Here is an 11930-nt window from a genome sequence, read left to right on the forward strand (position 1 = left end):
GAGTTTTTCTGGCAAGGCGACAAGCTAATTGCCGAACACCATGCAGAACGCCATCGCAGCTACCTCTACGAACCCGGCAGCTTCCGCCCACTGGCACTGTTGGACGGTTTCGGCCCAAAAGAAACCAGGCCCTACCACTACCAACTCGACCACCTCGGCACCCCGCAGGAACTGACCAGCCCCGAGGGCGAAATCGTCTGGTCCGCCCACTACCGCGCCTACGGCCAGATCGCCCGGCTCGACGTGGGCAAAATCGACAACCCACTGCGGTTTCAAGGGCAGTATTTCGATGCGGAAAGCGGGCTGCATTACAACCGCCATCGCTACTACTATCCAGATATTGGTCGCTACCTGACGCCAGATCCGGTGAAGTTGGCGGGAGGGATCAATGGGTACCGGTATGTGCCCAATCCGACGGGATGGGTAGATCCCTTAGGGCTGAGCTGTAAGGTTGGAATTTGTCCTGGCTCAAAAATCGACGCTCCAGCAAAAAAAATACCCAGCGGCGTACTAGACGGGCATGAAAAAGCAGGCGGACATCTGATTAAGAAGCACGTAGAGCGGACTGACTATCAATTGGTAGAAAGGCTTGAGGTGGAGCCACATATACCTGCAGCGTCTACGTTCAAAACTTTAGAAGACGCAGAAGCACTTGTATCCAAAAGCTTGGCTTCGCACAGTCAGGAAATATCCAAATTCCTACAAGGAACGAAGGACAAGCATATTATCAGAGAGCATTCGAGCCAACCCGTAGGGTTGAGCGTTATAAGAGGCACCACAGAATCCATACCTGTTTATAAGTTTATGCTAGTTTTAATTCGAAAACCAAAAATGCCAGACGGCTACCTTTTACTGACAGGATACCCAATAGAAAAATGAACAACCAACTAACTGAACTTCAGCAATTCTTTGGAGCTTACTTCCATCAAGACTGGGTAGATGAGCACGCCACAGCTGACGAGGTCATTGATGCTTTTCTACTAGTCTCATCTACGGATGTAATCATCACCGTAAAAGAAGAAATTCTAGAACTGCTCAAATACTATACAAACGAATCAAATCTTTTGGAGAACCTGCTACACAAACAGTATTGCTATTATTATTATCCGCACGAGTGGGCATCAGGGCCGCTTTGGCTGAGCCACATCGTAAGAAAAATTGAGAACCACTTACTCCTCAAACAATAATCGATCGCCCCCCTAAACAAATCAGCACCGCCACTAAAGGAAAAATCCTATGCAGTTAAGTACGCAGTTTAAAAGTCATCGAGCGCAACTCGCTGTACTAAATGAGGTAACCACCAGAGCAGAACGCAACCTACCGCCTTTTACCGGGGAAGATTACTACGGCAACCCAGTTGTCCGAATCGAAATGCAGGGTTGCGGAAGAGGATACATACCAAACCCTTCTGACCGAAACAATCCAATACTTGATGAAAACATGGATGCAGCGATCGCAAAATTTGATCGCGAAACCAAAGAACTTTATACCGTATTCCCTGTGAGTAATGATCAATGCTGAAACACCCTTTTCTAGATATCCCGTACGCACCGAAACTTCGGCACTTACTCAGCCCGTTCGATATTTATGATCGCGAAGAGACTTTAGGTGAAGAGTTTGCACGTTACGACATCAACCTTGACACAGACAGAAGACGACTGATCGAAAAATACATAATTGAAAAATCTTCAGATCTAAGCTATCGACATCGCAAGGTTTTATGCGACAAATTGGGGGCTGCACTTAGCGACGAAACCTTTGATTTTTCGCACTTATTGAGACAGGCTCCCGGCTATTATTGCACCCTGCCGTGGGGATGGAGTGAAATGGACAATCCAAAAGGTTTTTTCGAAGAAATTTATAGATTAACTAATGAATGGTGGAAAGAAGACCTCCAAAAAGCCAGCCTCGAAGACCCTGCCACATGGTGACTTCCACATTGAATACACCGAGTACTCAATGTGGGACGGGGCAAGCCCTAATGCCAATCAGTCAAGCGAACACAACGCTCAAATCAACAAATACCAAATGTGGGAGCTGGCTTGCCTGCGAAAGCGGTACTGCAGTAACACATGCAGCGACTGACGCGCCGCCTTCGCGGGCAAGCCCGCTCCCACAGGGGGATCTGCGCTTACCTGGAACTCCTCCCACATTCAAACCCGCTTCGCTTTGCAATTCAATGATCTGTATGGAGAAGTTTATAGGTGAAGGGTATAAAAGGGATAAATCAGAATATGGAAAACAGAGATAAGCCTTTGCGCATTTGAATGAAGACAGAAACCTCTTTACTGCTTACATGGACTTTTAAACATGAAAAGTCAACCACAGCTATCAATACTTAAAGGATTATTATTTACCTACTGCATCGAAAACACCAGAGATGCGGACCGAGAAGAGCTAATTACCTCTATAAACGTGAACCATCACGAGGAACTCACATGGTTATTCAATCAGCTAACCAAGCCTGAATTCATCAAATATAAGCAAGATGAAAGAGAATGGCACATCAACACACTCCAGCATTTTCTCAGCACGGACGAAAATTTTGAGTCCGTATTTTATCTATTTGACACTTACTTCGAAGATGAAATCGTCGACAACAGAGCCTTTATGAAAACATTGCTTGAATGTCTAATTCGTTATCACGCTCAAGCGACAGCAGACGAATAATCCAACAAAACCAAGCGAACACGATCAAATGTGGGAGCTGGCTTGCCTGCGAAAGCGGTAGTGCAGTAACACATGCAGCGACTGACACACCGCCTTCGCGGGCAAGCCCGCTCCCACAGGGGATCTGCGTTTGCCTGAGGGGCATTCCTCCCCCATTCAAATCTGCTTCGTTCGATCATCCAGTGTTCTGATCAGCGCTTGGACAACTCCATAATCATCCGACTCAACAAATAAACCCGCGGCACCACACTCTCCACCTCGGCATATTCCTCCGCCGTGTGAATATTGCCCCCCACTATCCCAAACCCATCCAACGTCGGCGTGCCTACCCCGGCGGACAAGCTGGCATCCGCCGCGCCGCCGCTGCCTTCGATGGTCAACTTGCGTCCCAGTTCGCCATAAATCCCTTGGGCCATCGCCACCAACTTATCCGACTCGGCCGTCTGCGGCATCGGTGGCAGGCCGCGCTGCAGGCTGGTGTTCACTTCGGTTTCCGGGATCAATTTGTTGGCTGAAACCCGGGCCAGGTCTTTCTCGATCCGGTCGAACTCTTCCGGCAAGGCCGCACGCACGTCGGCCTTGGCGGTGGCTTGGTCAGGGATGACGTTGGTGCGGTCACCGGCCTTGAGCACGGTGAAGTTGATGGTGGTTTTCTTGTCTTCATCGCCAAGTTTGCCCAGTTGCAGGATCTGGTGTGCGGCTTCCATGGCGGCGTTGCGTCCCAGTTCCGGGGCGACGCCGGCGTGGGCGGCCTTGCCTTTGACTTCGACCACGGCGGTGGCGCTGCCTTTGCGCCACACCACCAGGCCGTCGGCGGGGCGGCCGGGTTCCAGGTTCAGGGTCACGTCGTGGCCCTTGGCAGTGTTGCGGATCAGTTCGGAGGCGGCGTCGGAGCCGGTTTCTTCGCTGGCGTCGAGCAGGAAGGTGATCTGCGCGTAGTCCTTGAAACCCTGGCTTTTGAGGACTTTGAGCGCATAGATGCCCGCGACGATGCCGCCCTTGTCATCCATCACGCCGGGGCCGTAGGCGCGGCCGTCCTTGATGTGGAAGGGGCGCTCGGCAGCCGAGCCTTCCTTGAATACGGTGTCCATATGGGCCATCAGCAGGATCTTGGCCTTGCCGGTGCCTTTGAGGGTGGCGACCACATGGCTGTTGTTGGCGGCTTTATCCGGCACCAATTCGATGGTGAAACCCAACTGTTTCAACTCGTCCACGGCGATATCGCGCACTTGGGTCAGGCCCGGCTCGTAGCCTGAGCCCGAGTCGATATTCACCAGGCGCTCCAGCAGCTTCAAGGCTTGGGCCTTGTATTGTTCGGCCTGTTGCTGGATCTGTTTATGAGGCTCGGCGCTGTAGGCCGGCAGGCTGAAAGACAAGGCCAGGGTAGCGGCCAACAGGGTACGCGGGAAGGTGAAGAACATGGACCGATCCTTGTTTTTTGTTGGAGGGTGCCCCGCCACCCTACCCCACTAAACTGACCGCAACCAACTGCCCTGTACCGAGCTGACCCGGTTGCGCCCGCTGCTCTTGGCTTCATACAGCGCCTGGTCGGCATCGTTGAGCCAACTGATGGAGTCGGCGTGGCTCGGCTGGTACGGCGCCAGGCCGATGCTCAGGCTCACTCGCAGTGTCGGGTCCTGGGCGTAGGCCAAGGCGTTGAAGCGACCGCGCAAGGCCTCCATCACCTCGGTGGCACGGTTGAGGGGCATATCGGGCAGGATCACGCAGAACTCATCACCGCCATAACGGCCGGCCAGGTCGGTGGTGCGCAGGTTCTGGCGCAGCACCTTGCTCAGTTGGCGCAGGACGATATCGCCGGTCACATGGCCGTAGGTGTCGTTGATGGTCTTGAAGTGGTCGATGTCGATCAACGCGATGGCGGCACCGGCCGGGCCACGGCGGCAACGTTGAAATTCGAGGTCCAGATGGTCCTTCCAGGCGCCGTGGTTGAGCAGGCCCGACAGGCTGTCGGTGCGGCTCAAGGCCAGCAGTTCACGTTTGTGCCGGGCCAAGGTGACGGCCTGGCGATAGCAGATCCATCCCAGGGCCAGGGGATACAGCATCAGGATCGGCAGGCAGGCATACAGCTGGGCCTGGGTGCTCAGGGCGACAAACCCAGGTGTGAACAGCAGCAACGCGGTGCCCAGTCCCAGTGCCTGCGCCACCCAACCCGCGAACAGGAAGCGCGGCCCGCCGATGGCGACGTTGTTCATGCTCATCATCGACAGGGTGGTGACGCTGGGCAGCGGGTTGAAGTGCATCGCGCCAACCCAGAACCCACCGCAAAAGGAATCGAACAGCAGGCTGCGGCGTTCGCTGCGCAAGGTATTGGCCGAGCGCAACGAGCATTGAAAAGCCAGGTGCGGCCACGCAAAGGCATTGACCAGCATCCAAGCCCATACCCACAGGGAGGGGTTCAACGGATACATGCCGAACGCCACGCACACAAAGCCGAGCGTCAGCCCCAGCAGGCGAGATTTGTACAAGCGCAAAGCGAGCGGAAGTCCTTTTCCTCCGACGGCTGGCATGGTGGGGGCGATCCTGGGTGAATGCCTGGAGTCTAACAGGGCGACGTCAAATCGCCACTACCGCTTATTGGCTAATACTTCAGTGCGAAAACCCGCGTGCCAGCATCAAGGCGACGCCCAACAGCAAGACGGCCGTGACCCGCTGCAACAACACCCGGCGCTTGGGGTTTTCCAGCACGTGCTTGATGCGCTGGCCGAAATAGCAATACAGGCAGCCGCTGGCAAATTGCAGCAGCAGGAAGGTCAGGCCAAGGATGGCGATGTCCGCCGCCGAACTGTGTTCACCGGCGCCGGCAAACTGCGGGAACACGGCGCTGAACATGATGATCGTCTTGGGGTTGGAAAACCCGGTCAACAGCCCTTTGCCAAACAGGCTGCGCGAGCCCTCCACGGCACCTGCGTTGTTGATCGACACGCCGCTGCTGGTCCACTGCTTGTAGGCCAGGTAGAGAATATAGGCCACACCGACAAACTGGATGGTCTGGGTAATGGCAAGGTTACCCTTGATCAGTTCCGAGAAGCCCACGGCAAAGATCAGGATGGAAATCAGGTAAGACACACTGGCGCCGATCTGCGCGGGGATCGAACTGCGCAGGCCGTCCTTCAGGCCCAGGCTCAACAACAACAAGGTCATGGGGCCGGGGCTGAAGGTCATGGTGGCGCAAAACAGCAAAAAGTAGAGAAACGACGACAGGGTTAACGCACTTGTCATGGCCAGGGACCTTGAATTAAGAGAACAACAGCAACGAGGCGAGCGCCTCAAGCGCCCGCCCCAGGCCGGTCAGGCGACGGCGATTTCAGTCGTCAGGGACTCGCGGTACATCACCGCAAGGTCAGCCAGCGCGGCCTTGGCGGTCTGGTTACGGGTTTCAAACGCCACCAGGCCCTTCCAGTTGGTCTCGACAATGGCCTGCACCACATCGGCGTAATCACAGTTACCGTCATGGATGCCGAAGTGCTGGTCTTGCACGCCGTTGTTATTGCTGAAAGAGATGCCCTTGATCAGGTGGTGATACTTGCGCACCACTTCTGCCGGCAGGCCGTTCTCGATGTTGGCATGGCCGGCGTCTAGGAAGAAGTACACATTGCTGTGGGCTTGCAGGCGCTCGAACACAAAAGCGTATTCGGCTTCATGGGTAAAGATGTAGTGGAACGGCCGATAGTTGACGTAGTTGGACAGGTTCTCCAGGTAGATATCCGTGCCCTTGGCCTCGGCGTAGCGCGCCAGTTCCTGCACCGACTTGAGGTAATGCTCCAGGGCGACCTTCTTGGCCATCAGCACCATTTTCGGCTCGACGATGCAACCGCCGTGAATGATCAACGGCGCGCCCAGGCGGCTGGCGATGTCGATTTCCTTTTTCACATACTCCACGGCAGCGCTGCGGAAGGCTTCTACATCACTGCCCAACGGTGCCTTGAAGTTGCCGTGGAAAACCGGCTTGACCCCAGTCGCCGTGATTTGCGCCTGCAGGCTTTCGATACGCGCCTCGGTCCAGTCATCGACCATTTCGCCGAACAGGCTGCCGTCGATGTACCAGTGGGTGCAGTCACCTTCGATGGCGGTTTGCAGGCCCTTTTCGGCGCCCAGGTATTTCTGGTGGGCCACACCGGTGCAGAACGGGACGGTGGCGTTGATCAGTTTGCTTTCCATGGAGCGATTCCTTTCGTTGATGGAGTGTCAGGCGAATTGACGTTCAGGAAGATTGATGGCCATGAAGTCGGCCTTGGTCACGCCGCAATCCGGGCATGTCCAGTCTTCAGGCACCTCTTCCCAAGGGGTGCCTGCGGGAATTCCGTCCTCCGGAATACCCAGTTCTTCTACGTACATAAAACCGCAGGGTGCGCACATATAAGTCTTCATGGAAATGCAGAATCCATTGCTCAGGTGTAGGAAATATCGCCATCTCCAGGCGAGATGCCGCGCAGTCTAGGGGAGTGGCATTGCGCAAGGCAGGTAAAGTGATGCCTAATCCGGCCTCACTTCACCGGTAAAATCACCTGCAAACACAAGGACGCGTCATGTTTGTATCCGCCATCGCTTTCGTAGAAGGCACGCCCAAGGTCCAGCAGATCGTCGAGGCGTTCAGCCACGCCATCGAAAATGGCGAATGGGCACCGGGCAGCAAACTGCCATCCGTGCGTGAGCTGACCCAGATCCTCGGTGTCAGCAAGTTCACCCTCAATGAGGCTCTGGACCGCCTGCGCGGTCGCCACCTGCTGACCTCGAGCCAGGGCCGCGGCTACTTCGTGGCGATGGACAGCACCCGCCCTGCCTCAGTGACCTGGGTGGACCTATTGCCCCAAGACCTGCTCAGCGTATTGCGCCGGCCCTTGGCCACCGCCAGTGGCGAACTGCGGCCCGGTGGCGGGCACCTGCCGGAGGACTGGCTCAATGGCGAAGCGATCCGCCAGGCCATGCGCAGCGTGGTGCGTGCGCCGTCGCTGCGCATCGCCGGGCTGGGCACGCCGGCGGGGCTGTTGCCGTTGCGCCAGGCGCTGCAACAGAAACTGCATGGCGAAGGCATGTCGGTGCCGGTGGAGCAAATCATCACCACCCCCAACACCGTGCAGGGCCTGGACATGCTCATGCGCCTGCTTGCACGCCCCGGCGACACGGTGTTGCTCGACGCGCCGTGCTATTTCAACTTCCACGCCAACCTGGCGCTGCATGGGGTCAAGGTCGTTACCATTGAGCGCCGCCCCGATGGGTTCGATTTCGCGGCCCTCGAACAGTTGCTGGCCGAACACCGCCCCAGCCTTTACCTGACCACTAGCGTTCTGCATAACCCCACCGGGCATTCCTTCAGCCCCAGCCAGGCGTTTCGGCTGCTGCAACTGACCCAGCACTATCACTGCCATATCGTCGAGGATGATCTTTATGGCGACCTGCATCCCAACCCTCCTCCACGCCTGGCCGCCGTCGCCGGGCTGGAGCAGGTCACCTACTTGTCGGGGTTCTCCAAGAGCCTCAGCGCCAACACCCGCGTCAGCTACGTCGTGGCCGCGCCGCAACTGGCCGCCAACCTCACCAATATGAAATTGATGAGCGGCGGCGTCACCTCCGAACTGTTCGAACAAATCGTCTACCGTATGCTCAGCGAAGGCAGCTATGCCAAGCATCGCAAGCGCATGGTGCAACGCCTGATGGAGGCCGGAGGGCGCGTCGAACAATGGCTCAAGCGCTGCGGGTGCGAACTGCCGATGGCGTATGAAGGCGGGATGTTCATCTGGGCACGCCTGCCGCCTGGCGTGAACGGCGAACTCCTGGCTCAGCAAGCCCTGAAACGCAGCATGGTGCTGGCGCCCGGTGCGCTGTTTGGCTATGACCCGGCCCATCGCGACTCGATGCGCTTCAATGTGGCCCACAGTGATGAGCCACGGGTGCAGCGGGTATTTGAGGCGCTGTTGTTGCATGGGGTGGCACACAAAAGCAAAAGCGGCCCAACGTAACCACGATGCGAAGCGAGTAGCTCTTGCTCTTGCTCTGATTTTGATCTCAGGCGCCCCGTTAAACCACGCTGGCCGGAATTCGACAGGGATTTGGGGGGTAAACCGGCAGGGATGCCGGTTTAGCCGCCCCGCGCCATGGATGGCGCGTGGCGGCGGCCCCCCAAATCACTGGCGGATTACGGGCACACCGAGCCTAAGCGAGGTGCCGAGTGGTGGGGCAAGAGCCCTTTGGTTACTTTGGGGCTTTTCCAAAGTGACCCGCCGTAAGGGCGGACCCCTAGGTGGCCGTTACCGCAGGAATGGATATGTACTCGGTATAACTGCGTCGGCTGTCAGGCCGCCTTCGCAGGCAAGCCAGCTCCCACAAATTGATCGCGGGGCGTCAGGTAGATAGGTGTCGGCTGGCAGGCCGCCATCGCAGGCAAGCCAGCTCCCACAGTTGGATCGCGGGGCGTCGGGTGGATACGCATCGGCTCGCGCCGTAAGCCTCCCGTCAACCCGGCAACGGAATCACCCGCAACGGCCGCACCGACTTGTAGGAAAAGCTCGAATAGATCTCCTTGACGCAGGGCAACGTCTGCAAAACCTCGCGGGCAAACTCGCCAAACGATTCCAGGTCTTTGGCCACCACTTCCAGCAAAAAGTCATAGCGCCCCGAGACGTTATGGCACGCCACAATCTCCGGAATCGCCAACAGGCGCTGCTCGAACGCGCGGGCGATTTCCTGGGTGTGGCTTTCCATCATGATGCTGACAAACGCGGTCACCCCATAACCCAGCGCCTTGGGAGAAAGGATCGCCTGGTAGCCACTGATCACCCCGCTCTCCTCCAGGGTGCGCACCCGGCGCCAGCACGGTGAGGTGGTGAGGGCCACCCGCTCTGCCAACTCGGCCACGGTCAGGCGGGCGTTGCCTTGCAACGCGTTTAAAAGGGCTTTGTCCGTACGGTCCAGCTTGATGGGCATAACGTGCCTCTAATCATTATTTTTATCGATGTTTGATGCACAAACGCGGGTTTTTGCAGGCTTTTTCGCAAAGTTCATCTGTGGTTATGAGCATAGCATTGTAGGAAATAAGGAGCGCCCGACATGCACACTCAACACACCAGCTTCGGCTTTTGCACCCGTGCCATTCACCATGGCTATGACCCTGTTGACCATCACGGCGCCCTCGTTCCGCCCATCTACTTGTCTGCCACCTTCGCCTTCCCCACCGTCGAATACGGCGCCGCCTGCTTTGCCGGCGAAGCCAGCGGCCACTTTTATACGCGCATTTCCAACCCCACCCTGGCCCTGCTGGAGTCACGCATGGCCAGCCTGGAAAACGGCGAGGCCGCCGTAGCATTCAGCTCCGGCATGGGCGCGATTGCCGCAACGTTCTGGACCCTGTTGCGCCCGGGCGACGAGATCATCGTCAGCCAGACCCTCTATGGCTGTACCTTCGCCCTGTTGCACCATGGCCTGGGCGAATTCGGTATCAAGGTGCGGCATGTCGACCTGACCGACCTGGCCGCCCTGCAAGCAGCATTCTCCCCGGCCACGCGCATGCTCTACTGCGAGACGCCGGCCAACCCCAACCTGCGCCTGATCGACATCGCCGCCGTGGCCGAGTTGGCCCATCAACAGCCGAATGTCACCGTGGTGGTCGATAACACTTATTGCACGCCCTATCTGCAACGCCCCCTGGAACTGGGTGCCGATGTGGTGGTGCACTCGGCCACCAAATACCTCAGCGGCCACGGCGACATCACCGCAGGTGTTGCGGTGAGCCACCAGGCGCTGGCACAGCGCATCCGCCTGCAAGGGCTCAAGGACCTGACCGGCGCAGTGATGTCACCCCAGGACGCGTCGTTGCTGATGCGCGGCCTCAAGACCCTGGCCCTGCGCATGGACCGTCATTGCAGCAATGCCCAGGCGCTGGCCGAAGCCTTGCAGGCGCACCCGGCCGTGGAGAGTGTGATCTACCCCGGGCTGCGTTCCTTCCCCCAGTACGAACTGGCGACCCGGCAAATGAAACTGCCCGGCGGCATGATTGCCTTTGAACTCAAGGGTGGGATCGAGACGGGCCGGCGCTTTATGAACGCACTGCAACTGTTCACCCGTGCGGTCAGCCTGGGAGATGCCGAATCACTGGCCCAACACCCGGCGAGCATGACCCACTCCACCTACACCCCCGAGCAACTTGCGCAGCACGGTATCAGCGAGGGCCTGGTGCGTTTGTCGGTGGGGCTTGAAGACGTTGCCGACCTGCTGACGGATATCCAACAGGCCCTGGCCAAGTGCAGCGGTGCCAACCTGCGGCCAGCCCCCACAGCGGTTTATGCCATGAAATAGCGCCTCAAGCCGTGCGTTTTGCGGTGCCTGGGCGGCGGTCGGAAGGATCCGACTGCCGTTCTACATGTTTAATGCTTTTTTTCGCAGATTGGATCCCCCTCCTTTAGCCAGCCTGTACTAGCATGTCCGCAGCGGGACGCACTATCACTGCAGGTTATTCACATTCGTTACCTTCTTAACCCCCGTCGCTATAAAACCGAACACCTGCACGAAACTCATGGACGAATTGATGAACTCACACCTGTTCCCACAGATAGGCAAGGTCATCGCCAGCACCGGCAGCCGCCATTTTCCACGCATGCTGCATGACCTGATCCTCACCCAACTGGCAGTGGACGCCACCCATATCACCCAATTGCACGTCAGCCGCGAAGGCCTTGGCCGCCGCAAGATCAGCCCGGTGTACACCGATTCGGTGGCGGCCCTGGGCAGCGAGCAACTCGCCGCACAACTGCACCTCACGGGCCGCAAGGACGATGTGCGCTATGTACTGTCGGTGTATCGCTCGCACCCGTCCGACAGCTTTTCCGCGCAAGAACGCAGCATGCTCCAAGACTTCTCCGCGCTGTTGCTGCCCATGGTGGAAAAACACATCACCGCGCTGCAGCCATCGCTCCCAGACAGCCCGTGCGCAGTGCCCCAACATCAGGGCATCGACACCTTGCACCGACGCATTCAGGAGCGCCTGGTGCAATCGGGGCTGACCCTGTCCAACCGTGAACTGCAAGTGTGCGTAGGCCTGCTGGCCGGGCGCACCGCGCCGGAGTTGGCCGAACAACTGGCGTTGAAGGTCAACACCATCGAGAGCTACCTCAAGCGTGCGGCGATCAAGTTGGGGATCAGCGGGCGGCATTCGTTGTTGCGGTGGATGTACTCGACCGAAGACGGCACCCGTTTCTGAGCTGACGCCAATCAAACTGTGGGAGCACGCTCGCTTCTACACGGGGTAT

At 57.6% G+C, this 11930-nt stretch carries 14 protein-coding genes; 8 read left to right on the forward strand and 6 right to left on the reverse strand.

Annotated elements, in window-relative coordinates:
• The 5 genes from JMV15_RS25865 to JMV15_RS25885 form a co-directional block, all read left to right on the forward strand.
• Positions 1-879, forward strand: an 879-nt coding sequence (locus JMV15_RS25865) for an RHS repeat-associated core domain-containing protein (RefSeq protein WP_201491957.1), incomplete at its 5' end; no start/stop codon positions are given.
• Positions 876-1187 carry a contact-dependent growth inhibition system immunity protein gene (locus JMV15_RS25870; protein ID WP_014718121.1) on the forward strand — a complete coding sequence of 104 codons (312 nt, stop codon included), beginning with the start codon at positions 876-878 and terminating at the stop codon, positions 1185-1187. The genes JMV15_RS25865 and JMV15_RS25870, both read left to right, overlap by 4 nt.
• A gap of 49 nt (positions 1188-1236) precedes the next feature.
• Positions 1237-1521, forward strand: coding sequence for a hypothetical protein (locus JMV15_RS25875; RefSeq protein WP_080643481.1), 285 nt, complete (start codon positions 1237-1239; stop codon positions 1519-1521).
• Positions 1515-1931 carry a hypothetical protein gene (locus tag JMV15_RS25880; RefSeq protein ID WP_014718120.1) on the forward strand — a complete coding sequence of 139 codons (417 nt, stop codon included), beginning with the start codon at positions 1515-1517 and terminating at the stop codon, positions 1929-1931. Before JMV15_RS25875 ends, JMV15_RS25880 begins: the two co-directional genes overlap by 7 nt.
• A 379-nt stretch (positions 1932-2310) precedes the next feature.
• Entirely contained in the window at positions 2311-2670 is a 360-nt protein-coding gene (locus JMV15_RS25885; RefSeq protein WP_032903701.1) for a hypothetical protein, read from the forward strand.
• Positions 2671-2861: 191 nt separating this feature from the next.
• Here JMV15_RS25885 and JMV15_RS25890 read toward each other — a convergent pair whose 3' ends face one another.
• The 5 genes from JMV15_RS25890 to JMV15_RS25910 all read right to left on the reverse strand — a co-directional run bounded on the left by JMV15_RS25890 (position 2862) and on the right by JMV15_RS25910 (position 7059).
• Positions 2862-4091, reverse strand: a complete 1230-nt coding sequence (locus JMV15_RS25890; protein ID WP_020303175.1) for a M20/M25/M40 family metallo-hydrolase — start codon at positions 4089-4091, stop codon at positions 2862-2864.
• A gap of 48 nt (positions 4092-4139) precedes the next feature.
• Complete coding sequence (locus tag JMV15_RS25895; RefSeq protein WP_038449855.1) at positions 4140-5198, reverse strand: diguanylate cyclase; 1059 nt, start codon at positions 5196-5198, stop codon at positions 4140-4142.
• 79 nt (positions 5199-5277) lie between these two features.
• Positions 5278-5910 (reverse strand): LysE family translocator, encoded by a 633-nt coding sequence (locus JMV15_RS25900; RefSeq protein WP_014718117.1) that lies wholly within the window; start codon positions 5908-5910, stop codon positions 5278-5280.
• 69 nt (positions 5911-5979) lie between these two features.
• The gene (locus JMV15_RS25905) at positions 5980-6849 is read right to left on the reverse strand and encodes a sugar phosphate isomerase/epimerase family protein (RefSeq protein ID WP_014718116.1); all 870 of its coding nucleotides are present in this window, start codon (positions 6847-6849) and stop codon (positions 5980-5982) included.
• Between the two features lie 27 nt (positions 6850-6876).
• Positions 6877-7059 (reverse strand): rubredoxin, encoded by a 183-nt coding sequence (locus JMV15_RS25910; RefSeq protein ID WP_014718115.1) that lies wholly within the window; start codon positions 7057-7059, stop codon positions 6877-6879.
• A 158-nt stretch (positions 7060-7217) separates the two neighbouring features.
• Here JMV15_RS25910 and JMV15_RS25915 point away from each other — a divergent pair, with 158 nt between their 5' ends.
• Positions 7218-8648 (forward strand): aminotransferase-like domain-containing protein, encoded by a 1431-nt coding sequence (locus tag JMV15_RS25915; RefSeq protein ID WP_038449853.1) that lies wholly within the window; start codon positions 7218-7220, stop codon positions 8646-8648.
• A 493-nt stretch (positions 8649-9141) separates the two neighbouring features.
• Here JMV15_RS25915 and JMV15_RS25920 read toward each other — a convergent pair whose 3' ends face one another.
• The gene (locus tag JMV15_RS25920; RefSeq protein WP_014718112.1) at positions 9142-9612 is read right to left on the reverse strand and encodes an Lrp/AsnC family transcriptional regulator; all 471 of its coding nucleotides are present in this window, start codon (positions 9610-9612) and stop codon (positions 9142-9144) included.
• Positions 9613-9735: 123 nt separating this feature from the next.
• On the opposite strand from JMV15_RS25920, the gene JMV15_RS25925 reads away from it, so the two are divergent.
• Together JMV15_RS25925 and JMV15_RS25930 are read left to right on the forward strand one after the other, a co-directional pair.
• The gene (locus JMV15_RS25925) at positions 9736-10980 is read left to right on the forward strand and encodes a methionine gamma-lyase (protein ID WP_014718111.1); all 1245 of its coding nucleotides are present in this window, start codon (positions 9736-9738) and stop codon (positions 10978-10980) included.
• 229 nt (positions 10981-11209) lie between these two features.
• Complete coding sequence (locus tag JMV15_RS25930) at positions 11210-11881, forward strand: helix-turn-helix domain-containing protein (protein ID WP_072435738.1); 672 nt, start codon at positions 11210-11212, stop codon at positions 11879-11881.
• The last annotated feature ends 49 nt before the right edge of the window (positions 11882-11930 follow it).

Source organism: Pseudomonas paracarnis (assembly GCF_904063055.1).
Taxonomy (GTDB): domain Bacteria; phylum Pseudomonadota; class Gammaproteobacteria; order Pseudomonadales; family Pseudomonadaceae; genus Aquipseudomonas; species Aquipseudomonas paracarnis.